At 71.1% G+C, this 23,318-nt stretch carries 20 protein-coding genes; 8 read left to right on the top strand and 12 right to left on the bottom strand.

Translation table 11 applies throughout. The features are described 5' to 3' along the window. Positions 1 to 71 precede the first annotated feature (71 nt). The 3 genes from WMF22_RS07590 to WMF22_RS07580 all read left to right on the top strand — a co-directional run bounded on the left by WMF22_RS07590 (position 72) and on the right by WMF22_RS07580 (position 3,640). Positions 72 to 845 carry an endonuclease/exonuclease/phosphatase family protein gene (locus WMF22_RS07590; RefSeq protein ID WP_438037246.1) on the top strand — a complete coding sequence of 258 codons (774 nt, stop codon included), beginning with the start codon at positions 72 to 74 and terminating at the stop codon, positions 843 to 845. Between the two features lie 285 nt (positions 846 to 1,130). Then, positions 1,131 to 2,795: a protein kinase domain-containing protein gene (locus WMF22_RS07585; RefSeq protein ID WP_437298438.1), complete on the top strand. Its 1,665-nt coding sequence runs from the start codon at positions 1,131 to 1,133 to the stop codon at positions 2,793 to 2,795. 134 nt (positions 2,796 to 2,929) lie between these two features. Further along, the gene (locus WMF22_RS07580; RefSeq protein ID WP_438035330.1) at positions 2,930 to 3,640 is read left to right on the top strand and encodes a GNAT family N-acetyltransferase; all 711 of its coding nucleotides are present in this window, start codon (positions 2,930 to 2,932) and stop codon (positions 3,638 to 3,640) included. A 57-nt stretch (positions 3,641 to 3,697) separates the two neighbouring features. Here WMF22_RS07580 and WMF22_RS07575 read toward each other — a convergent pair whose 3' ends face one another. Beyond that, on the bottom strand, positions 3,698 to 4,981 hold the full coding sequence (locus WMF22_RS07575; RefSeq protein WP_438037245.1) for a DUF6896 domain-containing protein: 1,284 nt from the start codon (positions 4,979 to 4,981) through the stop codon (positions 3,698 to 3,700). Between the two features lie 576 nt (positions 4,982 to 5,557). Between WMF22_RS07575 and WMF22_RS07570 the strand changes: the two genes are divergently transcribed. The 3 genes from WMF22_RS07570 to WMF22_RS07560 all read left to right on the top strand — a co-directional run bounded on the left by WMF22_RS07570 (position 5,558) and on the right by WMF22_RS07560 (position 8,335). Then, entirely contained in the window at positions 5,558 to 6,268 is a 711-nt protein-coding gene (locus WMF22_RS07570) for a DsbA family oxidoreductase (protein WP_437298436.1), read from the top strand. Between the two features lie 30 nt (positions 6,269 to 6,298). Next, entirely contained in the window at positions 6,299 to 7,213 is a 915-nt protein-coding gene (ylqF, locus tag WMF22_RS07565) for a ribosome biogenesis GTPase YlqF (protein WP_438035329.1), read from the top strand. Positions 7,214 to 7,411: 198 nt separating this feature from the next. After that, positions 7,412 to 8,335 carry a DUF808 domain-containing protein gene (locus tag WMF22_RS07560; RefSeq protein ID WP_437298434.1) on the top strand — a complete coding sequence of 308 codons (924 nt, stop codon included), beginning with the start codon at positions 7,412 to 7,414 and terminating at the stop codon, positions 8,333 to 8,335. A 28-nt stretch (positions 8,336 to 8,363) separates the two neighbouring features. Here the strand turns inward: WMF22_RS07560 and WMF22_RS07555 are convergent, their stop codons facing one another. The 10 genes from WMF22_RS07555 to WMF22_RS07510 all read right to left on the bottom strand — a co-directional run bounded on the left by WMF22_RS07555 (position 8,364) and on the right by WMF22_RS07510 (position 19,776). Continuing rightward, positions 8,364 to 8,810, bottom strand: a complete 447-nt coding sequence (locus WMF22_RS07555; RefSeq protein WP_438035328.1) for a DUF3037 domain-containing protein — start codon at positions 8,808 to 8,810, stop codon at positions 8,364 to 8,366. Beyond that, positions 8,788 to 9,648: a HipA family kinase gene (locus tag WMF22_RS07550; protein WP_438035327.1), complete on the bottom strand. Its 861-nt coding sequence runs from the start codon at positions 9,646 to 9,648 to the stop codon at positions 8,788 to 8,790. Before WMF22_RS07550 ends, WMF22_RS07555 begins: the two co-directional genes overlap by 23 nt. Positions 9,649 to 9,936: 288 nt before the next feature. Then, on the bottom strand, positions 9,937 to 11,058 hold the full coding sequence (locus WMF22_RS07545; protein ID WP_438035326.1) for a hypothetical protein: 1,122 nt from the start codon (positions 11,056 to 11,058) through the stop codon (positions 9,937 to 9,939). A 309-nt stretch (positions 11,059 to 11,367) separates the two neighbouring features. Next, positions 11,368 to 11,913: a dihydrofolate reductase family protein gene (locus WMF22_RS07540; protein WP_437298430.1), complete on the bottom strand. Its 546-nt coding sequence runs from the start codon at positions 11,911 to 11,913 to the stop codon at positions 11,368 to 11,370. 233 nt (positions 11,914 to 12,146) lie between these two features. Next, on the bottom strand, positions 12,147 to 13,436 hold the full coding sequence (locus WMF22_RS07535) for a hypothetical protein (protein WP_438035325.1): 1,290 nt from the start codon (positions 13,434 to 13,436) through the stop codon (positions 12,147 to 12,149). Positions 13,437 to 13,994: 558 nt separating this feature from the next. After that, positions 13,995 to 15,179, bottom strand: coding sequence for a hypothetical protein (locus tag WMF22_RS07530; protein WP_438035324.1), 1,185 nt, complete (start codon positions 15,177 to 15,179; stop codon positions 13,995 to 13,997). Positions 15,180 to 15,552: 373 nt separating this feature from the next. Then, positions 15,553 to 16,023, bottom strand: coding sequence for a hypothetical protein (locus WMF22_RS07525; protein ID WP_438035323.1), 471 nt, complete (start codon positions 16,021 to 16,023; stop codon positions 15,553 to 15,555). Between the two features lie 10 nt (positions 16,024 to 16,033). Further along, positions 16,034 to 17,236 (bottom strand): MFS transporter, encoded by a 1,203-nt coding sequence (locus tag WMF22_RS07520; RefSeq protein ID WP_437298426.1) that lies wholly within the window; start codon positions 17,234 to 17,236, stop codon positions 16,034 to 16,036. Between the two features lie 45 nt (positions 17,237 to 17,281). Then, on the bottom strand, positions 17,282 to 18,535 hold the full coding sequence (locus tag WMF22_RS07515; protein WP_438035322.1) for an outer membrane protein assembly factor BamB family protein: 1,254 nt from the start codon (positions 18,533 to 18,535) through the stop codon (positions 17,282 to 17,284). A 29-nt stretch (positions 18,536 to 18,564) separates the two neighbouring features. Continuing rightward, positions 18,565 to 19,776 carry a DNA polymerase IV gene (locus tag WMF22_RS07510; RefSeq protein ID WP_438035321.1) on the bottom strand — a complete coding sequence of 404 codons (1,212 nt, stop codon included), beginning with the start codon at positions 19,774 to 19,776 and terminating at the stop codon, positions 18,565 to 18,567. Positions 19,777 to 19,944: 168 nt separating this feature from the next. Between WMF22_RS07510 and WMF22_RS07505 the strand changes: the two genes are divergently transcribed. Then, positions 19,945 to 21,273, top strand: a complete 1,329-nt coding sequence (locus WMF22_RS07505) for an AAA family ATPase (protein ID WP_438035320.1) — start codon at positions 19,945 to 19,947, stop codon at positions 21,271 to 21,273. Next, positions 21,270 to 22,058 (top strand): hypothetical protein, encoded by a 789-nt coding sequence (locus tag WMF22_RS07500; RefSeq protein WP_438035319.1) that lies wholly within the window; start codon positions 21,270 to 21,272, stop codon positions 22,056 to 22,058. Before WMF22_RS07505 ends, WMF22_RS07500 begins: the two co-directional genes overlap by 4 nt. 175 nt (positions 22,059 to 22,233) lie before the next feature. Here WMF22_RS07500 and WMF22_RS07495 read toward each other — a convergent pair whose 3' ends face one another. Continuing rightward, positions 22,234 to 23,304 carry an FG-GAP repeat domain-containing protein gene (locus WMF22_RS07495; protein WP_438035318.1) on the bottom strand — a complete coding sequence of 357 codons (1,071 nt, stop codon included), beginning with the start codon at positions 23,302 to 23,304 and terminating at the stop codon, positions 22,234 to 22,236. Between the last annotated feature and the right edge of the window lie 14 nt (positions 23,305 to 23,318).

Here is a 23,318-nt window from a genome sequence, read left to right as displayed (position 1 = left end):
GCGCGCCTTTTGGCTGCTCCGCGCAGACGCCCCGGCCTCGGAGGAGCTAGCCTGATCGGACCGTGAAGATCATGACCTTCAACATCCTCTTCGGCGGCGAGGATCGGTTCGAGGCGATCCTCGCGATCGTCGCCGCCGCGCGCCCCGATCTGCTCGTCCTCCAGGAGTGCGTGGGCTGGGAGGACGGCGCCCGGCTCCGGGCCGTCGCCGAGGCGATCGGCGCGCCCGCCGGCGAGCGGCACGCCGTCCTGGGCAACGCCAACCCGCGCCCGAACGGGAGGCGCAACCACGTCGCCGTCGTCAGCCGGGCGCCGCTCGCCGGCGCGCGCGTGCACGCGCCCGAGGCGCTGGCCCACTGCCTCGTCGAGGTCGAGCTCTCGCTGGACGGCGAGCCGCTCGTGGTGCTCGGCACCCACCTCAACGCCGGCAGCGAGGATCGCCGGCTCACCGAGGCCCGCTGGCTGCTCTCGCTCGTGCCGCCGGCCCGGTTCGCCGCGGGCCTCTGGGCGCTCGCCGGCGACCTCAACGCGCTGTCGCGCCGCGACCCCTACCCCGCGGACCTCGGCGCGCGCCTCGCGGCGGCAGGCATCGAGAAGTACGGCAGTCCGCCGCGGTTCGACACGATGGATGTGATCGAGGCGTTCGGCTGGGCCGACGCCCTGCTCCTGAGGCCGCGCTCCTCGCGCTGGTTCACCGCGCTGCGCGGGCGCGACGGCGCGCAGGTGGAGACGCGGACCGACTACGTGCTGCTGTCGCCGCGGCTCGCCGGCCGGCTCGCGCTGGCCGACGTCATCGACGTCGGCGCCGCGTCCGACCACCACGCGGTCATCGCCGAGCTCTCCTGACACCGCGCGCCGCGCGGAGGTTCCGTCCACGCCTCTGCAACTGCAACAGCGAAGCACCGTTCGCTCAGCGATCCTCACGGCGAGCGCGGCGGCGGCAGCGCCCGAGCAGTGGCCCGAGCGGTGGACGGATCGCGGGTGTGACCGGGTCGAACCGGGACGACGCCACTGGAACAGCACACGGTGCGATGTCTTCGGCTCGCGAGCGGCCGACGACATGATTGAATCGGCGGTATCGCGCGCGACCCGCGCGGGGGGCTCCGGTACGCAAACGCTTCGGTCCGCGCCATGGATTCACCCTACGGCCTGCAAGCTGGCAGCATCATCGGCGGCGACTTCGAGGTCGTGCGCCCGCTCGGCTCGGGCGGCACGGGCAGCGTCTATCTCTGCCGCCAGCACAGCACCGCGCGCCAGCGCGCCGTGAAGGTCATGCACCCGGTGCGCGCCGTCGACCCCGAGGAGCGCCGCCGCTTCGAGCGAGAGGCGCGAGCTCCTGGGCTCATCGGGTCGCCGCACATCGTCGAGGTGCTGATCGCCGGCGTCGACGGCGTGACGGGCCTGCCCTACCTCGCGATGGAGCTCCTCCAGGGCGAGACCCTCTCGGCCTGCGTCGCGCGGGCAGGCCCGCTCCCGCTCGCGGAGGCGCGCCGCGTCCTCGGGCAGCTCGGGCGCGCGCTCGAGGACGCGCACGGCGCGGGCATCGTTCACCGCGATCTCAAGCCCGAAAACGTCTTTCTGGAGGAAGCCGGCGACGGCGCCGCGCCGCGGGTCAAGCTCCTCGATTTCGGCATCGCCAAGATCATCGCCGACGCGCGCGCCTCGCTGACGGCCGCCGTCGGCACGCCCCTCTGGATGGCCCCCGAGCAAGCGCGCGAGAGCCAGGGAGCGCTCCCCCAGAGCGACGTCTGGGCCTATGGGCTCCTCGCGTTCTTCGTCCTCACGGGCAAGCCCTTCTGGCAGGGCCGAGATCTCCCGGCGCTCCTCCGGGAGATCCTGTTCGCGCCCATCCCCACCGCGAGCCGGCGCGCGGGCGAGCTCGGACTGCCGCCCTTCTTCGCCGGATTCGACGCCTGGTTCTCTCGCTGCGTCGAGCGCGACCCCCTCGCCCGGTTCACCAGCGCGTCCGCGATGTGCCCTGTCCTCGATCGCCTCCTCGACGGCGCCGCGCGCGTGGCGTCGACCGCGCCGGCGTCGACCGCGCCGGCGTCGACCGCGCCGGCGTCGCGTCGCCGCACCTCGCTCCCGCCGCCGGAGGCGTCGCTCGGCGCCGCGGCGGCGCGTCGCCGCAGCTCGCTCCCTCCGCCCGAGGCCTCCCCGGCCGGCATGGTCACGGCGAGGCCGCCTGCCCCGGTCGCCGCCTGCTTCAGCAGCACGCTCGCGGCCCCGCCGCTCAGGGACCACGACGATCCCGCCCCGCCCGCGAGCTCGCCGCCGCCGCGCAGCGAGGGGGGAAGCAGGGCGACGAGGCCTTTCCTCCACGCGCTGGACGAAGATCACTGCGTCGCCACCTGGAAGGGCCTCCTCTTCCAGATCTGGCGCCGGCACACAACGGCAGCCGCGGTGAGCGAGGTCCGGAGCATCCTGCGCGAGCGCGGCAGCGAGCTGCAGGCGACGCTGGTCATCCTCGAGAAGAACACCGTCCCGGCGGGGCGGGAGGTCCGCAGCTCGCTCGCGGAGCTCTCCAGGGAGCTCGCGGCCCACGGGATGTGCGCCGCGCTTGTGTTCGAGGGCCACGGCTTCAAGGCGTCGCTCGTGCGCAACGTGGCCATCGAGTTCATCCTGCTGAGCCGCTCGCGGCTTCGTTACGAGGTGTTCAGCACCATGGACGACGCCGTCGCCTGGCTGATGCGCAACCGCCCGACGCGGGACTGGCTCAGGGAGCTGCCGGGGGTCACGGAGGCCCTCCGCCGCGAGGTGGCGGCGCACGCGGCGCGCGCGTCGCACATGCCCTGATCGGCCGGCGACGTGGGAAGGGATCGAGGACGAGGTGGCGGCGGCGATCGCGGCGCAGTAACACGTGGCGGGCGGCGCCCGGGGCCGGTGCCGCCAGCGAACCACCTTGCGGAGAGAGCGATCCCGTGGAGCACATGAATTCTCTGATGCAGCCGATCGGCCACCCCCTCCCCGGCTGGACGCCGCGGCCGCTTCCGCCGCGCGAGCTCCTGCTCGGGCGCACGTGCCGGGTCGAGCCGATCGATCCCGAGAGGCACGCGGCGGACCTCCATGCCGCCAACCTCGCGGACGCGGACGGGCGAGGCTGGACCTACCTGCCCTACGGGCCCTTCGCGACCCTCTCGGACTACCGCGCCTGGATGGACGCCACGTGCCTGGGCGACGATCCGCTGTTCCATGCGATCATCGACGCGACGACCGGTCGGGCGGTCGGCGTCGCGGCGTACCTGCGGATCGACCCGAAGAGCGGCGTCATCGAGGTCGGACACCTCAGGTATTCGCCGCTCCTTCAGAGGACGCCTGCGGCGACGGAGGCGATGTACCTGATGATGCGGCGGGCGTTCGACGAGCTCGGCTACCGGCGCTACGAGTGGAAGTGCGACGCGCTCAACGCGGGCTCGCGGGCGGCGGCGGCGAGGCTCGGGTTCCGCTTCGAAGGCGTGTTCCGGCAGGCCGCGGTGGTCAAGGGGCGCACCCGCGACACCGCGTGGCACGCGATCATCGACAAGGAGTGGCCGGCGGCGAAGGCGGCGTTCGAGCGCTGGCTCGATCCATCGAACTTCGACGGCGCGGGCCGCCAGCGGCAGAGCCTCTCCGCGCTGATGGGCGTCCAGGAGCGGGGGTAATCGCGGCTTGCGTGAGACTGCCCCTTTATCGATATCGCGTGCGCGGAGTCCTGCCTTTCATCCCCACACCACGCGGTCGAAGTCCGGATCGATCCCCGGTCGGGTCGCGTCGGCCCAGGCGCGACGTTCCTCGATCTCGTACTCGAGCGACTCATCGGCGCAGGCCTCCTGGATCTCCTCCCAGCCATAACCCGGGCCCTCCGTCGTCCGCAGGACGTGGGTCTGCGTCCAGCGCGCGACCGCCGCGCGCGCCTCGTCCGATCCAATCCACGAGAGCGCGGCCCGCACGGAGGCCGATTCCTCGAACGTGGAGGCGCCGTCCAGCGCGAGCACGAGCTCTCGAAGGCACCACGCCTGACCGAGCGCCGCGAGCGCCGCGGCGACGTCCGTCCGGACCGCGGGCGTGCTCGATCGCAGCCCCCGGCGGAGCGCGGCGAGCGCGTGCGGAGGCGCATGCTCGAGGAGCAGCAGGGCAAGCTCGCCGAGGAACGGGTTGCCCAGGTAGCCCTCGACGACCTCGACGCGCGCGAACGCCAGCACCACCTCGACCGCGCGATCGCGCTCGATCCCCCGGCGCAGCAGGTACCGGGCCGCGGCGTGCACGGCGTAGGGGTGATGCAGCGCCGGATCCGCGCGGGCGAGCAACCTGGCGACCGCCGGGCAGACGGGGTAGTCGGGGTGTACGTCGAGCCGCTCGATCGCGTGCCCAGAGGTCGCGTTCACCGACGCGTCGATCAGCCCCGCGCACACATCGACGAACTCCGCCGGCTCGAGCGCTGCCTCGAGGGGCTCGATGAACGCGCTTGCCGTCGCCTCGTTCGCGATCCCCGCGAGCAAGTACCGCTTGTAGGCCTCGCGCTGCGCGGCGGCTCGCGCCTGGGCGGCCGCCGAGGGCCGCTCGACGGCGAGCAGCTCGTGATCGCCGAGGTGCTCCGCCCAGCGAGCGCGGAGGGACGCGTCGGAGAAGTCGATCGCGGCGAACGCCCCGGCGTTCTCCTCGATCTCGGGGACGACGCGGAAGACGTGCCGATGCTCGTTGCGGACGAGCAGTCCCTCCCGGGTGAGCTCGCCGATCGCGGCGGCCATGGCGTCAGCGGTCGGAAGGAATGCGAGCAGGCGCCGCTCGGGGAGCGCGGGGTGAGGGAGGCTCAGGATGCGCTGCGTGAAGAACCAAGCATCGATCGTGAGGCCGTCATCGCCGTGATCGTCGACGTCGATCGTCTCGCCGTCGGGTGCGGTCAGGCAGAGGCCGATGCCGTGAAAGTAAAACTTCCAGCCCGGCATGCCCGGTACGTCGCCACGGCGGGAGGCACGAGAGAGGCGGTCACGCTGGACCCGCACCAGCCAGCGCTGCCGATCGACCTGCCGCGCGAGCGCCACGAGGAGCCACGCGTGCCACGGGTCAGGAGGCGGACCGGCGGCGACCGAGCCCGCGGCCAGGGCGGAGCTAACGGCAATAAGGACGGGATGCACAGGCGTCTTCGTGACGCAGCTGAGCGTGCGCGGCAAGGCTCATCCAGGAGGCGACACATCACCTCCTTTCAACGCTCGCGCGCATCGCTCAGCCAAAGCATGTATCTCCTGAGCGGCTTGACACACCGCGCCGCTGTCCAACCCCGGCTCGATCACTGGTTGATCCGCTTGACGATTTCGAGGTTATCCATCGAGAAATCAAGAGCCTCTCAATGTCCATCACGCCTCTCCTCATCCAGTTTCCCACTCACCCCTTACACCAGACCCCAGATGCCGTCGCGGAGGTATCCGCCTCGCACAGGCGAGGGTACACGGGAGGGCTCGGCGCTCCACTCGGCCCTCTCCGGCGAGCTCGGCCCCTCCCCTACCGCCGCGCCGGCGCCCCTCCCGCCCGCGACGCACGCCGCCTGGCCGGAGGCGACGCGCGGCCCTACCTTGACCGCCATGAAGAAGCTCCGTGTCGATGTCTGGTCCGACATCGCGTGCCCGTGGTGCTACGTCGGCAAGCGCCGGCTCGAGGCCGCGCTCGCCAGGTTCCCGCGCCGCGATGCCGTCGAGGTCGTCTGGCGTGCGTTCGAGCTCGACCCCTCGGCGAAGCGCGTCCTCGACACCGAGGTCTCGTACGCCGGGCGCCTCGCGAAGAAGTACGGCGTGCCCGTCGCCAAGGCCGAGGCGATGATCCGGCAGATGACCGAGGTGGGCGCGGCCGACGGCCTCGATCTCCGCTTCGACAAGGTCCGGCCCGGCAACACCTTCGACGCGCACCGCGTGCTCCACCTCGCGGCCGAGCGCGGCGTCCAGGACGCCGTGAAGGAGCGGCTGCTCCGCGGCTACATGACCGAGGGCGAGGCCATCGGCGAGCCGGAGGTGCTCGCGCGCCTCGCCGGCGAGGCGGGGCTCGACCCGGACGAGGTCCGCGCGGCGCTCGCGGGCGACGCCCACGCGCGCGAGGTGCGGGCCGACGAGGCCGAGGCGCGCGCGATCGGCATCACGGGCGTCCCCTTCTTCGCGTTCGGCGGGCGGTACGGCGTCTCCGGCGCGCAGCCGGCCGAGGCCCTCCTCGGCGTGCTCCAGAAGGCGTGGGACGAGGCGGCGGACGCGCCCGAGCAGGCGCTCGCCGAGGGGGCGGCCTGCGGCCCGGACGGGTGCGCGTGACCCGCCGGGCGTGATAGAGCTGCGCGGCGGATGTCGATCCAATGGTATCCAGGCCACATGACCAAGGCTCGGCGCTCGATCGCCGAGTCGATGCCGTCGCAGGACGTCGTCATCGAGGTGCTCGACGCCCGCATGCCGCTGGCCAGCGAGAACCCCGTCCTGGCCGAGCTGCGCGGCCAGAAGCCGTGCATCAAGGTCCTGAACAAGAGCGATCTGGCGGACCCGGCCGTCACCACGGCGTGGCTCCGCTACTTCGAGGCGGAGCGCGCCGCGCCGCCTGACGAGGCCGACCGCGGCGCCTCACCGGGAGGAGGCCAGGTGCTCGCGATCGCGATCTCCGCGACCCAGTCGTCCGAGGCGCGGCGCCGGATCCCGGAGCTCTGCAAGCGCCTCGCGCCCCCCAAGAACGGCCCCGGCAAGGTGGTGCGGGCCATGATCGTGGGGATCCCCAACGTCGGCAAATCGACGCTCATCAACGCGCTCATGGAGCGCAAGGTGGCCAAGGTCGGCGACGAGCCCGCGGTCACGAAGAGCCAGCAGCTCGTCACCTTGAAGACCGGCATGGCCATCTCCGACAACCCGGGGATCCTCTGGCCCAAGATCGACGACGAGGCGGCCTCGTTCCGCCTGGCCGTGGGCGGGGCGATCCCCGACACGGCCATCGACTACCAGAGCGTCGCCCTGTTCGCGGCGGGGTACTTCCTGCGGCGCTACCCCGAGCTCCTCGCCGCCCGCTACAAGCTGAAGGAGCTGCCGGAGACGGCCGCCGCGCTGATCGAGGAGATCGGCCGCCGCCGCGGCTGCCTGCGCAGCGGCGGGTCGGTGGACCTGCACAAGGCGTCGGACATCCTGGTCCACGACTTCCGCGCCGGCCGGCTCGGGCGCATCAGCCTGGAAGAGCCGCCGGGGCTGGAGTCGCCGTCGGGGATCGAAGAGAGCGCGTGAGCCACGGGGCGGCGCCGCCGGCCAGGCTGGCCGATCGACGCGGGCGCCCAGGATCTTCGATCCGAAGGCCGCCGGCGCCCGCTACCATGCCCACCGCGACGGCTGCGCTGCGGCGCCGCCCGTGACGTTCGCCACGCTCCACACGCTTTCTACGCTCCCTACGCTCCTACCCCATTCACCCGACGAGGATCTCACTCCATGGCCGGAAGCAGCCTGCTCGCCCTGATCGACGACATCGCCACCGTGCTGGACGACGTTGCCGTGCTGACCAAGGTGGCCGCCAAGAAGACCGCCGGCGTGCTGGGCGACGATCTGGCGCTGAACGCGCAGCAGGTGACGGGCGTCACCGCCGACCGCGAGCTGCCGGTCGTGCTGGCCGTGGCGAAGGGCTCGATGCTCAACAAGGCGATCCTGGTGCCGGCGGCGCTGGCGATCAGCGCCTTCGCGCCCTGGGCCGTCACGCCCCTGCTGATGGTCGGCGGCGCCTTCCTCTGTTACGAGGGCTTCGAGAAGGTCGCCCACAAGGTGCTGCACAGCAAGCACGAGGACGAGGCGCACCACGCCGAGCTCGTGCAGGCGCTCTCCGATCCGAAGATCGACCTCGTCGAGTTCGAGAGGGACAAGATCAAGGGCGCGGTGCGCACCGACTTCATCCTGTCGGCCGAGATCATCGCGATCACGCTGGGCACCGTGGCGGCGTCGCCGTTCGGCACGCAGGTCGCCGTGCTGACCGGCATCGCCCTGCTCATGACCGTGGGCGTCTACGGCTTGGTCGCCGGCATCGTGAAGCTCGACGACGCCGGCCTCTACCTGAGCCGCCAGAGCGGCGGTCTCCAGCAGTCGCTCGGCAGCGGCATCCTGAAGGCGGCGCCCTGGCTGATGAAGGGCCTGTCGGTCGCCGGCACGGCGGCGATGTTCCTGGTCGGCGGCGGCATCCTGACGCACGGCGTGCCGTGGCTGCACCACCACATCGAGGACATGACCCAGGGCGCCGGCGCCGTGCTCGGCGCCGTGGTGCCGTCGCTCGCCAACATGATCGTCGGCGTCGCGGCCGGCGCGGTCGTGCTGGGCGTCGTGACCGCGGTGAAGCAGGCGATGAAGCGCGAAAAGGACGGCCACTGACCTGGAGCGCGGGCTCGTCCCGCGCCGATCAGCCCTGTCCGGATCGCGCTGGCATCACCAGCGTCGCGACCAGCCGATCGAGCGCCGCGGCCGGGTCGGCGCCGAGGCCCGCGTGCACCCGCGAGGGCTGGACGACGGTGCTCGCCGGGGACACCACCCAGCCGAAGCGCTCGACCTGGGGGAGCTCGGCGACGTACCCGCACGCCCGATCGCCGGCGCAGACGCGGCGGATGAAGTCGAGGTGGCCGCGGACCGCCTCCAGGTCGAGGTCGGGCCAGAGGGCGAGCAGGCGCCGCTCGTCGGGCGCGACGCGCGCGTCGAGGAAGCCCCGGGCGCGGCAGAAGAGGACCACCCCGACGTTGACGCGCTCGCCGCGCTCCACGCGCGGGACCACGCGCAGCACGGCGTAATCGAACGGGTCGGCGGCGTCGACGTCGCGCGCGCCCGGAGGGCTACCGCCGGGCACGGGCTGCATCGAGCGCCTCCTCGACGAAGCCCCGCGGCGACGCGAGGCGGTGGGTCAGGTAGGCGGCGTACGCCGCGCGCCGCGCCGCGACCGGCGCCGCGTCGGTCTGCGGCGCCTCGGCCACGTCGGGCGAGAACGCGGACCGGCGCTCGCCCGAGGGCCGGGCGCGGGGGTCCTGGTCGGCCAGCCACGCGTCCGGGATCGCGGCGACGATCTCCGCGATGCGCTCGGGCGTGAGCCGGGCGCTCAGCGCGGCGTCGGCCGCGGCGAGGTCGCCCGCGAGCGGGAGCAGGACATGGCTCTTGACGAGCGGGAAGCGGTCGTCCGCGTCGGCGCGCGGGTCGGTCGCGTCGGTCCAGGCGTGGTGCACATAGAGCGCCGCGCCGTGGTCGATCAGCCAGAGGCGGCGGTGCCACAGGAGCAGGTTGGGGTTCTTGGGCGTCCGGTCCACGTTGCTCGTGAAGGCGTCGAACCAGACGACGGCGGCGGCAAGCGCCGGGTCGATCGCCGGGCCGGCGAGCGGCTGGAAGGCGAGCGATCCGGGCAGGTAGTCGAGGGCGAGGTTCAGGCCGGCGCTCGCCGAGAGCAAGTCGGACAGCTCCGGATCCGGCTCGGCGCGCCCGAAGGCCGGGTCGAGCTCCATGAAGACGATCTCGGGCACCGGCAGCCCGAGCGCGCGCCCGATCTCCCCCGCGACGAGCTCCGCGATGAGCGCCTTCGGCCCCTGGCCGGCGCCGCGGAGCTTCAGGACATAGAGCCCCTCGTCGTCGGCCTCGACGAGGGCCGGCAGCGACCCGCCCTCGCGGAGCGGGGTGACGTAGCGGGTCGTGTGGACGGTTCGGATCATGCTTCAGCAGCGTGGCGGGTGGCGGGGGAATTCCCCCGCCACGCCGGTAAGGATGGAGCCGCCAAGGCGCCATGTGACGCCAGGATTATTGTGGTTTTCTTGGCGTTTTTGGCGTCCTTGGCGGTTCAAAAGACCCCGCCGTCGGCCAGAGCCCCGGCAGTTATGTGAGACGGGGAAGCTGGGTCGAGCTGGAGCGCGCCGGGAAGCGCGCCCTCGATGATCGATGAGGCGGCCCGGGCGCTCGCTCCGCGCAGCAGCGCGAGAGCGAGCGCCGCAGGCCCTCGTGGATCACTCGCCGAGGGGACCGAGGGGATCCACCCTCGAGCCTTGCACGGGCTGGTAATCGCCGAGCAGGAAGCCCTGCAGGTCGTCCGTGAACAAGAACGGACCGACCACATGGACCACCTCGCCGCTCGCGCCGCCGCCAGCGCCGCCCTCACCGGTGGCGCCGCCAGCGCCGCCCTCACCGGTCGCGCCGCCAGCGCCACCCTCACCGGTCGCGCCGCCAGCGCCGCCCTCACCGGTCGCGCCCGCCGAGCCGCCCTCACCGGAGGCACCCGCCGAGCCGCCCTCACCGGTCGCGCCCGCCGAGCCGCCCTCGCCGCTCGTGCCACCAGCGCCGCCGTCACCGCTTGTGCCACCAGCACCGCCGGCGCCACCCTCGCCGCCCGCGCCGCCGGCACCACCCGCGCCGCCCGAACCGCTCGTGCTGGCCGGCCTCGTGACGGTGATGGAGTCGATATAGACGATGGTCGGGTTGGCCCAGGGCCCCTCGGCACCTGCGTCGACCTTGACGCCGATACGCTTCACCTGGGTCGCCTCGAAATTCCCGCCAGCAGCGGCATCGGCCGCATCAGAGGCATCGACGTCGATGGTGAGCTCGGTCCACTCTTTCAGCTCGCTGAAGCCCGTCCACGCCCAGGGGACACCCACCCAGCTCTGTGCATTGCCGTTCTGCACGAAGACCTGCAGACCACCGCCGGTGGCGGCATGAGCCTTCACACGGAACGTGACGGTAGCGCCGGTCAGGTCGACCAGCTGAGCGAAGTCGAACTGGAACAGCGTCCCCGTGGAAGCCGTGGTGAGCGGCACGGCCAGCCGGGCGCAACCCGAGCAGCTCTCCTCCGGACCGGGCCCGATGTCGGGGGCGCCGCCGCCTTCGCCGCCTTCGCCGCCGGCGCCACCATCGCTGCCGCCCGCGCCGCCTTCGCCCCCTTCACCGCCTTCGCCGCCGGCGCCACCATCGCTGCCGCCCGCGCCGCCTTGGCCCCCTTCGCCGCCGCCCGAGCTGCTGCTGGTGCTCGGCGTCGTCGTGCTGGAGCTGCTCCCGCCGCCCGCACCGCCCGCACCGCCGCTGCCGGTGGTGTCGTCATCGCCGCAACCCGTCATGGCGAATGCGCCGACCAGCATCCCGCACATTGCCAAAGAAAGAACTGATCTCATCCTGACCCTCTCCTGATGTGCACCACGAGGCCACGCAGCCCGGGCCGCCGTTCGCCATGGCGGTTGCTACCGCCCGCCAGCTCCTCCGAGCCAGCCGCGTGGCGCAAAGCTACCCTGGGCAGAAATTTTTCTCAACAGGCCGAACGCGTGAGCCCGGCAACCAGATGAGCCCCATCGAGGCGCGGCGCTCAGCGCCTGCCCGACAAAAGCCCCGCGGCGAGCCCGACGGCGGCGTCGCGACGAAATCGTGCCGCACGCCCTCGCCGGCGCGGCCCCTCAGGCCGCGCTCCCGCGCTTCACGTCGTACCGGAGGAGCGAGACGCCGTTCGCGTACGACGTCGCGCCGAGGAGCGCCAGCTCGACCTTCCTGGTGCTGCCGCCGAAGAGCCGGACCCCGTGCCCGAAGACGATGGGGTTCACCTTGAGGACGAGCTGATCGATGAGGTCGTGATCGAGCAGGAAGCCGGCGAAGGCGCCGCCCCCGCAGAGATAGATATCGGTTCCGTCGCCCTCCTTCAGCCGCTTCAAGGCCGCGATCTCGTCACGGTCCACGACCTCCACCTCGGCGCCCTCGCCGAAGCGGAGGGTCTTCGAGAAGATGTAATGTGCCATGTGCGGATACGCTCGCTTCCCGGGGACGAGCCCGAAGGGATAGCCCCACTCGTACGTCCTTCGCCCCATCACGACGGTGTCGTAGCCCTTCAGGCGCTCGACGTAATCGGCGGCGTGCTCTCCTTGCATCACCAGGCCGTCCACCGAGCCGTCCTCGTGCGAGATGAAGTTGTCGACCGTCACCGCGACGTCATAGACGATCTTTCTCATTCGAATCCTCCTTGAAACGCTGTCCTGAGCTCGCTGTGGGTCGGTCCATCGAGCGCGCCGGGGCTCGGCGCGTCGAGGCCATTCTCATCGCGCAGCTCGCGCCGGCGCAACCAGAGAAAGCTCGCCGGGGGGGCTGTCGAGCCCCTCCGGCTGGCGTTCACGAGTTCAGGCTGTTGGATGCTCTGGCGCGCCTCGCTGCGTCCGGTGCAGCGTGCTCCCCGGCTGGCCCGGGATCACTCGGCGATGTGGGTCAGCAACGAGCCGGCCACCGGCATGTAGTTGCCGATCACCATCGGCTCCGCGCCGGTCGTGAACTCGAACGGACCCACCACGTGGATCACCTCTCCACTGGAGCCGCCGCCTTCGCCGCCCGCGCCGCCGGCACCGGCCGAACCGCCTTCGCCGCCCGCGCCGCCGACACCGGCCGAACCGCCTTCGCCGCCCGCGCCGCCGACGCCGCCTTCGCCGCCCGCGCCGCCGACACCGGCCGAGCCGCCTTCGCCGCCCACGCCGCTCTCGCCGCCTTCGCCACTGGCGCCGCCCACGCCGCTCTCGCCGCCGGCGCCACCTTCGCCGCTCCACCCGCCGGCGCCGACGTCACCGCTCGTTCCACCGGCGCCGCCCACGCCGCTCTCGCCGCCGGCGCCACCTTCGCCGCTCCACCCGCCGGCGCCACCCGCACCTCCGGCGCCGCCCTCGCCGCGCTCGCCGCTCGGTGCGGCGCCTCGCGCGGCGCTCGGAGTGCCGGGTTTCGTGACGGAGATGGAGTCGACGTAGACGACGGTCGGGTTGGTCCAGGGCCCGGTGCCGCCCGCCGTGAGCTGAAGTCCGATCAACTTTACCTCCGTGCGTTCGAAGGAGGGCTTCGACCCGGCCAAGGCGTCGACATCGATCGTGATCTCTTGCCAGTCTGCCAGCCCGGCGATCGGATTCCACGAGTAGCCGATGTTCGCATAGAACCGGTCCGCCCCGTTTTGCACGAACGGCTGCACGCCGCCGCTGGTGCCGGCGTGGGTCTTCACACGGAACGTGACCGTGCTCCCCGTCAGATCGACCACCGAGGCGAACTCGATGAAGAACTGCGTCGCGGTATTCGCGGTCGTGAACGGCACGGACAGCCGCGCACAGCCGGAGCAACGCTCCTCCGGGACCGAGCCGCCGCCGCCTTCACCCGAGCTGCCGCCGCCTTCGCCCGAGCTGCCGCCGCCGCCGACACCCGGGCTGCTGCCGCCGTCGCTCGAACCACCGCCGCCGTCTCCCGAGCCACCACCGCCGTCGCTCGATCCGTTGCCGCCGTCGCCCGCACCCCCGCCGCCATCCGCGTTTGAACCGCCATCACCCGCGCCGCCGCCGCCGTCAGAGCCCGAGCTGGTCGAGCTCGACGACGTGCTGGAGGTGGACGAGCTCCCGCCGCCCGTCCCGCCCGCGCCGCCGCTGCCTGTCGACTCGTCATCACCACAACCCGTCATGGCGAACGCGCCGACCAACACCCCGTACGCCGCCAAAGAAAGAACTGATCTCATCGTGACCCCTCCTGGATAGGCCCCCGCGAGGCTGCGCGGCCGAGGCCGCCGTTCGCCGGAGCGGCTCTCATCGCACTCGATCTCTGCCGAGCCAGCCCCGCAAGCAGCGACATTATCCTGGACAGACAACTTTCTCAACAGCCTGGACGTGCGAATCCGTCACCAAGAGTCAACGCGCTTGGCATCGCTCGGCGCTGGCGCCGCTGCGAGCGCGGCAGCCACATGAGACCACCTGCGGAGTCGAGCAAAGCGAGGCGCGGCAGCCACATGAGACCACCTGCGGAGTCGAGCCCGAGCACGGCGCGGCATCTCGAGAGCGCAGATCAGCGTTCTCTCATGCCAATCGCTTCCTCAGCGACCGTCGTCACCGCGACGACGCCGCCGACAGCGCACCTCGTTCATTCAAGGCACCTCCGGACGCGGCAGCGCGCTCGGCTCGTCGAGGTTGCCGAGCCCCTCGCCGTCGCGTCCGGAATCGTCGTCAGATCGGTGCAGCTCGATGCTTCAACACGTCTCGTGGACCTCCCTGACGAGCGGGCGCCACAGGATAGCCAGGGGTCACTGGGCGACGTGGGTCACCGTCGAGCCTTCCACGGGCTGGTAGTCGTTGACCACCATCGGCTCCTCGCTCGTCGTGAACTCGTACGGACCCTTCACATGAATGACATCGACGCTGGAGCCGCCGCCTTCGCCGCCTCCGCCGCCTTCACCGCCTCCGCCGCCTTCACCGCCTCCGCCGCCTTCACCGCCTCCGCCGCCTCCGCCGCCTCCGCCGCCTCCGCCGCCTCCGCCGCCTCCGCCGCTCGCGCTGCTGCTGCTCGCGCTGCTGCTGCTGCTCACGCTGCCGCCGCCTTCGCCGCCTTCGCCGCCTTCGCCGCCCGCGCCTCCGGCCCCGGCCACCCCACCCGCGCCTCCGGCGCCGCTCATACCCCCCGCGCCGCCTTCGCCGCTGGTGCCGCCCGCGCCGCCATCGCCGCTGGTTCCGCCAGCGCCTCCGGCGCCACCTTCGCCCCCGGCGCCGCCTTCGCCCCCGGCGCCTCCTTCGCCGCGCTCCCCGCTAGAGCCAAAGAAGAAGCGCTGGCTGCTCGGAGCCCCTTCGCCTGTGCCGGGTCTCGTGACCGTGACGTAGTCGACATCGACGACGGTCGGATTGGCCCAGGGCCCCGTGTTGCCCCCCGTGATCTGCACCCCGATCATCTCCACCACAGTGGGGTTGAAGAATGAATTCGCCGGAGCCAGCTCGTCGACATCGATCTTGATATCCGTCCACTCTCCCAGCTGGGCAAGCGCGTTCCACGAATAGCCGATGTTCGCATAGCCGAGATCGCCCCCGTTCTGCACGAACGGCTGCAGACCGCCGCTCGTGCCGGCGCGGGTCCTCACGCGGAAGGTGACGGTCGCGCCGGTCAGGTCGACCTTCTCGTGGAAGAAGATCATGAACTGCGTGGCCTGCGCCGCCCTCGTGAGCGGCACGGAGAGCCGCGCGCAGCCAGGGCAGCCATCGCCCGGATCAACGATGCCTCCACCCACACCGCCGCCGGCACCACCACCTGCGCCGCCCTCACCTGTGGTCGCTCCGCCGCTCGAGCTGCTGGTCGCGCCCGTGAGGCCCGACGATGTGCTCGGGGGGAAGGGAAAGCCCCCGCCCGTACCGTCCTGGCTCGCGGGGTTGTCCGTGCAACCCATGACGGCGAACGCGAAAACCAGCAACCCACACCCCGCCGCAGAACGAACTGTTCTCATCCTAGCCCCTCCTAGATCCATCCCGCGAGGCCCCGCGGCCAATGCCGCCGTTCGCCTTCAGCGGCTCCGACCGCGCCCGAGCTCCTCCGAGCCAAACAGCACGGGACGAGACTATCCTGGACAGAGCAACTTCTCAACAACACGGACGTGCGGATCCGTCGTTACAGTTCAGCGCATTTCGCGATCACCGACGCCGGCCCCAATGCGCGTGAAGAGGCCACATCATGCCACCTGCGAAGTCGCTTCCGGAGCGCGGGCGCCCGCCGGCGCCAGCGGCTGAGCGTCCCTGGCTGCTCGGCCGTGGTGCGATGTCGAGGCGACGGCGGCGCGCGGCGCCCGTGGCGAGGCCCCATCGATCATCGGGGCGCGGGGCTCAGCGCCCACCCGACGACGGGGCCGCGGTGGGGTGGAGTAGCATCATGGCAATGGCGATCACATAAAACGAGAGGCCGACCAGCAGGAGCGCGATGGCGACACGGTAGATCGTCGTCTTGCGATCGCGGTAGGCGAGCGAGGCGAAGAGCCAGCCGCGCAGGTCGTCGCCCGGTTGCTGGGTGAGCCAGCGGATGTGCTGCACACCCCAGACGATCAGGGTCGCGGAGAGCAGGACGATCGCCACGCCGGCGATGATCAGCCCCTGCGCGTGGGGGCTGGTGCCGGCGATGAGGCGGCCGGAGAAGCCGGTCGTGGTGATGACGATGCCGCACAGACCGATGAGCACCTGGGCGCGGTTGTGAAGGACGGCGAACTGCCGCTCCAGGACCCCGTGGATGACGTCCCAGGACCCGGCGCCGACCAGCTCGACGAGCCGGCCCACCTCTTCCTCTCTCGCGATCTTCTTCATGACAGGCGCCCTAGCACCGCGGCGCCCGCGCCTCATCACGCCGCGCCGCGCGCGCGACGAACAGGCCGAACGCCGCGCTCGTCAGCGCGACGAGGAGCGCGCCCGAGGCCCACAGCACGGGGCGGTGCCCGTAGCGATCGACGCCCATCCCCACGACGGGCCCGAGCAGCACGAAGGCGAGGCGGAAGAGGAAGCTGCGGAGCGAGACGCAGCTCGCGCGATCGCCGTCGGGCGCGAGGCGCTGCTCCTCGTGGTGGAGCAGCGGCATGTGCAGCCCGCGCACGAGCGCGAGCAGGAAATAGAACGCGACCCCGAGCACGTGGCGCGAGAGCGCGAGGCCGAGGTACCCGGCCGCCACCAGGACGACGCACGCGAGCAGCGTCCCCGTCATGCCGAGGCGGCGGCCGGCGCGCTCGCTCAGCATCGAGCCGAGCGCGGTGGTGAAGCTCGCGACGGCCCACATGGGGCCTACCCACGCGACCGGGGCGCCGGCCTCGGTCGCGTACAGCGCCATGAGCCACGTCGGCAGGTACGACGCGAGCGCGAGCGCGACGCCGAGCAGCAGCACCGCGCGGAAGTCGGCGCGCTCGAACAGCGCGTCGCGCACGATCGCGCGCATGCGGCCCAGGTGGTCCTCGACCTTCGGCTCGGCGCGCCGGGTCTCGCCGAACCGGAGGGCGATCCCCGCCGCGAGCGCCCAGGCCGCGGCCTCCATCGCGAACGGCAGGCGCGACCAGCGCGCGTAAAGGAAGCCCGCGGCGAGCGCGGCGCTCCCCGAGGCGACCTGCGCGATCGAGCGCATGCGGCCGTACCAGCGGGCGAACTCGTGCTCTTTGCCCTGCTCTCGCAGCGAGTCGAAGAGGAGCGCGGAGTCCGCCCCCGAGACGAGCGAGAACCCGACGCCGAGCACGAGCTCGGCGAGCAGCACCGACCAGAGCCCGCGCGCGAGCGCGTAGAGGACCCAGCCGGCGAGGATGCAAAAGGAGGCGATCACGAGCGCGCGGCGGTGGCCCAGGCGATCGGCGATGTAGCCCGACGGGAACTCGAAGAGCGCGATGCTCAGGCTGAACGCGCCCTGCACGGCCATCATGGTGGCCACGCTCATGCCGATGTCCTGCGTCCAGAACAGCGGGAAGATGGCCGCCGGGAACATCAGCGACTGAACGCCGTGGTAGACGCAGATGCGCCAGGGGTTCTGCTGGACGGACGACATGACGGGGAGCCCTTGGGCCCGCGCTGCCGCGGGCGCGCCGGACGCCTAGAACTCGGTCCCGATCATGTACCTGAGCTGCCCCGTCTTCAGCGAGAACACGTAGAGCGCCGTCCAGCTGGCGAAGAAGACGTCGTTCGCCGAGATCGCGATCCCGGCCGAGACCTGCGACTTCTTGTGGACCTGCACGTCCCACAGCCGCTTGCCGGTGGCGGCCTCGAAGCAGGCGAGGCGCGTGCCTTCCTTGTGATCCTTCATGTCATAAGGGACGACCAGGAACCCGCCTTCATAGGCCCCCACCTCCACCCCCGTGGCCTTCGTCGTCAGCGGGTCGACGCCGGGCACCACCGTCGTCCAGAGGACCTTCTTCTTGTCGACCGCGGCCACCATGCCGACCTGGCTGCCCTTGCTCCGGGCGCCGAGCAAAAACCGCGGCCCGGGCCCGCTCGGGATGATCGCGCCCCTCACCGACATGCCCTCGACCTCATGCGAGCCGGGCAGCCCGAGCTTGTCGAACTCGTGCCAGCGGGCGAACCGATAGCCGGGCGCCTCTTCCTGGATCGAGCTCGGGACCGTCTTGCAGGCCGCGTCCTTCGCGAGCTCGCGCCGCGTCCCGGTCGCCGGGTCGAGCCCGTGCTTCGCGTCGTCGACCGTCTCCACGACGATGACGCCGTCGCCCTGGCACAGCCGCCTCGCCTTCTCGCCGAGCAACGCCGACCACGACGGCGTCCCGGTGCGCAGGTCATAGGCCTGCGCCTTGCCGAGCGCGTCGATCGAGATCAGGCGGCCGGAGGCGATCGCGCGCCGCGCCTCGTGGTGGGCCGCGTCCTTGGTGAGCGCCGCGGTCTTCCAGATCGGCTTGCCGTCGCGCCCGTCGTAGGCCGCGATCCACTCCTCGCCGCCGGGGACGTTGCTCTTGCCGATCACGTCCGGCGCGCCGTCGCCGTTCACGTCGGCGAGCATCGGTCGATCGCTGAAGTACGCCTTCGGTCCCAGGCCGGCGAGCGGTGTAGGCCGGCCCTTGGACGGCCCCGACGCGCTGAACATGAAGGCGCCGGCGGCCCCGCCGGCCACGACCATGGCCATGACGACCGACATCACGACGACCCCCGCCGCGTTGCTGGACGGCGGGGCGACCCGGACGACGTGCATGCCCTGCGGGATCGGCGCGGTGGTCGGCTTCCTGCCGCGATCGATGAGCGACCGCGCGCCGCAGTACTGGCAGGTGACTGCATCCATCGCCGGCTGGATGGGCAGCGGGGCGCCGCAGCGCGGACACCTGGAATCGACGATCCGAGCCATCGTCCCACTCTACACGAGCTCGAGACTGTCTATTTCTTCTTCTCGCGCTCGGCCGGGACCACGCGCGGCGCCGCGCGGCCCGAGGGCGGGGGCTCCAGCAGCGCCGCGCGGGTGAGCCCCTTCCCGCCGAAGCGCTCGGCCACCTCCGCCACGACGCCCTCGAGGCGGCGGCGGCGCTCGGAGGCGACAGGGAACAGGCTCAGCGTCGGGCCGCCTGTCTCGCTCGTCAGGTCGCTCGCGGCGACGCCGACGAGCCGCACGGGTCGCGAGAGATCGAAGCGCGAGAGCAGCCCCTTCGCGCAGGTGTAGATCGAGTCCGTGTCGCTGACCGGCTCGGACAGCGTCGTCTGGCGCGTCCGCAGCGTGAAGTCCGAGTACTTGAGCTTCACCACCACCGCGCGGCAGGACAGGCCCGCCTTGAGCAGGCGCCGCGCCACGCGGCCCGACAGATCGAGCAGCCAGCGCTCGATCGGCTCCCTGCCGCAGAGGTCCTCCTCCACGGTCTCCTCCGCGCCGATCGACTCCGCCGCGCGGCCCGGGACGACCGCGCGCTCGTCGACGCCCGCGGCGAGCAGCCGCACGTGCTCGCCCCACGCGGGGCCGAGCAGCTCGTGGAGGCGCGGCGCGGGGCAGCGCGCGAGATCGCCGATGGTCGCGAGCCCCGCCGCGCGCAGCCGCTCGGCCGCGCGCGGGCCCACGCCCCACATGCGCTCGAGCGGCAGCGGCGCGAGGAAGGCGGCGACGTCGTCGGGGACCACGACGAGGCCGTCGGGCTTTCGCAGATCGCTCGCGATCTTCGCGGCGAACTTGCAGGTCGCGACGCCGGCGGAGGCCGTGAGCGCGGTCTCGTCGCGGATCGCGCGCTTGATCTGCGCCGCGATCGCCTCGCCGTCGCCGAAGAGCGCGCGGCTCGCGGTCACGTCGAGGAACGCCTCGTCGAGCGACAGCCCCTCCACGAGCGGCGTGAAGCGGCGGAAGATCGCGAAGACCTGCGCGCTCACCTCGGCGTAGCGGGCGTGCCGCACCGGAACCACGATCGCCTGCGGGCAGCGGCGGAGCGCCTCGACCATCGGCATCGCCGAGCGGGCGCCCGAGGCGCGCGCCTCGTACGACGCGGCCGCGACGACGCCCCGCCGGGAGGCGCCGCCGACCAGGACGGGGCGGCCTCGCAACGAGGGATCGTCGCGCTGCTCGACCGACGCGAAGAACGCGTCCATGTCGATGTGGAGGATCTGTCGCATCGCGGGGCGCCGATCGCACCCGAGAAGCGCGCCGGGATCAACCGGCGCCCGCGGGGCCAGGGGCCGCGGGGCGATCGAGCCGGCGGTCGCGCGCCGCTCCGGAGAATGCCCGCCTTCATGCCGAGCTTGCCTGGGTGCGCAGGCACGCGGTACACCCGAACGAGACGCATGGCGAGACTGAAACGGCTGCGGATCGAGAGGTTCAGGGGCGTGGCGCCGGGGACGGAGCTCGTCTTCAACGACACGTTCAACGTGCTCCTCGGCCAGAATGGAACGGGGAAGACGACGCTGCTGAGGCTCATCGCGATGGCTCTGGCGTCGAATTTCGCAGCGCTCGAGGGAGAGGACTTCGCGCTGGAGTACGAGATTGTATCGGTGGGGATAAGCCTCCTTGTCTCCGTTCGAAACGATCTTTCGGACGAATCCGCAATAGAGTCACGCATCGCACGAGGTCGGTTCTCGAAACGTTCTCCGGAGAGCGCAACCCCGGCGTGGTCATACGAAGCGCGCATCCGATTCCATCACCATGCACCAGAGCACCGGGTCGCAGTGACTCCCGTGGGAGCCAAACACTTCATTAACGACGCCCCAAACCGCGACCTATCGATTCCAATATCCGACCCATTTAAACCGGATTTCCTACTATGGTCTCTTAATGAAATTTTCAGCGAAACAGCCATAAATCTCGGCCCTGAGTGGTACGATACCACTGTCGACGACATGCTTGTCCCACGCGGCAGAGGGAGGTTCGACGAGGTGTCACACGCCTTCGAGAAAATGACCGGAGAGTCCTTGGTAGAACACCAGGGTGACTGCATCGAATCTCCCATGCTCAGCGCTCTGAGAACGAGTGACCAGCATGTGAGCGTCAAGCAGTCGACGCGTGTTCCCCCTGAGGTAGTTCGCCTTATCGAGAGCAGCCCCGCGTCGCTCGAAGCCACGAGCCCCAGCCTTCCACACACCGAGTTACCCTTTCTACGCGACGTGGTATCGCTGTTTCACTACGCCGGCTCCGACCTCATCTTGCGCCTTAGTTCGAAGAAGGTCACACCGACTGGCGATGAGTTGCTCTATACAGGCCTCGCCTTCATCTTCACCCTGGAAGACGGCTCTGTCATCACCCACGATGCGCTCAGCTATGGGCAAAAGCGACTGCTGTCGTTCTTCCATTACCTCGCGGTGAGCGAGGACATCGTCATCGCTGACGAGCTGGTGAACGGCCTGCATTACGACTGGATCGAGGCCTGCCTCAAGCGGCTTGTCGATCGGCAGTCCTTCCTGACGAGCCAGAATCCCCTCCTGCTCGACTTCCTCCCCTTCGCCTCTGCCGAGGATGTACGGCGATGCTTCATCCTCTGCCGCCGCGAGCTCCACGAAGGGCGGCATCGAACGGTCTGGGCCAACATGGACGAGGAGAACGCCAACGCCTTCTTCCGTGCGTACCGGACCGAAGCGCTCCAGGTGAGCGAGATCCTGAGGACGAAGGGACTGTGGTGATCCGCGAGCAGGCTTGCCTCTCGATCCTGGTCCTCACGGAGGACAGCGCCGAGGGGAGCTGCGAGACCGTCGCGGCGCTCATGAAGAAGATGGTGCTGCTCGTGGATCCGGCGTGCCGGACCCACCTCATCGCGTTCGAGCCTCAGGGTGAGCATGAGCAGCGTGCGATGCGCGGCAACCTGTGGAAGAGCAGGAGCCCGTTCGACCGGCAGAAGATCATTCTCCTCGGCAGGGCGATCGCCGCGAAGCTCATCGAGGATCCGATCGGGTTCGTCGCCTTCCATGTGGATGGCGATCGCCGATGGGCCGAGCGGGCATCGAGCGAGAACGTCGCGAAATTCGCCGAGTTCGTGAGCACCTACGTGCAACCCCGTGTCCACGATGCGCTGCGCCGGCAGCGTGACCGGGACGCGCTCGCGGCATCGGACCAGGACATCGCCCGGGCGGCCGAAGCAGCGCTTGCGCGTCTGCTGCGCCTCACCCCCTTCCGCAGCATCGAGGCATGGCTCTACCAGAACACCGCCGAGGCACGCAGGCTCTGTCAGGCCGCATGTGGCCGGCATGTTGCGAAGATCGACGGGTGGGCCGCGGACCGCGGGGCGCTCGACGAGCTGGAGGATCCCAAGGCGGAGCTCTGCCTGGGCTCCGAGCACCACCTGGAGCTGGCGCGGCGAGCATTTCCGGCAGACGAGGTGTTCGGGGCGAACAAATCCTATGCCGCGGCCGTGGTGGGGCTCCTGGACTGCGCTGATTTGTGCGCAGCCCTCGCCCGCACACACGCCTGAATCGCGCTCGGCTTTGCCGAGACGATGGACGTGCAAGCCCTACGGTGACCCTTCGTCGCAGCGCCCGCTCGCCTGGCGCTCCAGCCAGGCAGCCCGCGGGGCGGGATCGACGCGGAATCGATCACCGGAGCGCACCGGAGCGCGCCGGCGCGCGCCGCGAGCCGCCCGGGTCGGGTCAGCCGCCGGGCGGGCCCAGGATCACCGGACCTGGCGAGAGGACGTGGGTGCCGTTCATCAACCACACCGCCATCTGGCTCGTCCCCAGGCGTTGCCACACGACATCCGACATCAGATCGGCGTTGACGTCGCCGGCGGCGACCGCTCTCCAGCCGTCGCCGATCGGCCCGGGGATCACCGGCCCCGCGTCGAGGAGCTCGACGCCGTTCATCAGCCAGATCGCGACGAGGCCCCTCTCCTCGTTGGTCCAGAGCACGTCCGACATGCCGTCAGCGTTGAAGTCGGCCGCCCAGAGGATGTCCCATCCCTCGCCGCTCGGCCCGGGGATCACCGGCCCCCGCCCGATGACCTCCGTGTTGCTCATCAGCCACACCGTCATCAGGTTGTGCACCTCGTCGTTCCAGATCACATCCGCGATGCGATCGAAGTTGACGTCGGGCACGGGGCCGATCTCCCAGTCGCCGCCCGGCCCCGGGATGAACGGCCCCGGCGCGAGCAGCTGGACGCCATCCAGCAGCCACACCGTCATCAGGTTCTGCTCTTCGCTGTGAAAGAGCACATCCGAGGCGACGTTGCGGTTGAAGTCGTTCGGCCGGATCACCCAGCCTCCGCCTCGCGGCCCGGGGAGCATCGGGCCCTGCGCGAACGGCCGGCCTCCGTCCGTCAGCCAGATGGTTATCAGATTCCGCTCATCGTGACGCCAGATCACGTCCGCCAGGCCGTCGAGGTTGAAGTCGTGCCCTATGGCGACCCAGCCGCTGCCGGCCGGCCCGCGAAGGATCGGGCCCGGCGCGAGCAGCTGGACTCCGTCCATGAACCAGATGGCCATGAGGCTGCGCTCGGGGTCGATCCAGAGCACATCCTGCTTTCCGTCGAAATTGTAGTCGATCACCTCGATGACCCGCCACCCGTAGGAGCTGGCCCGCTGTTCTGCGACCCCGAGGGTGGGCGTCGCGGTCGCCGCGGATCCGCCCTCGTCGAGCAGGTCGACGCCGGTCGCGCAGCCGAGCACGGCGTGAATCGCGGCGGCGGCACACAGATACTTGGTCACGACCACAGGACTCGTCACGCTCGCCTCTTTTG

It is taken from the genome of Sorangium sp. So ce204 (assembly GCF_051526795.1).
Taxonomy (GTDB): domain Bacteria; phylum Myxococcota_A; class Polyangia; order Polyangiales; family Polyangiaceae; genus Sorangium; species Sorangium cellulosum_B.
This window is presented reverse-complemented; position numbering and strand designations above follow the sequence as displayed.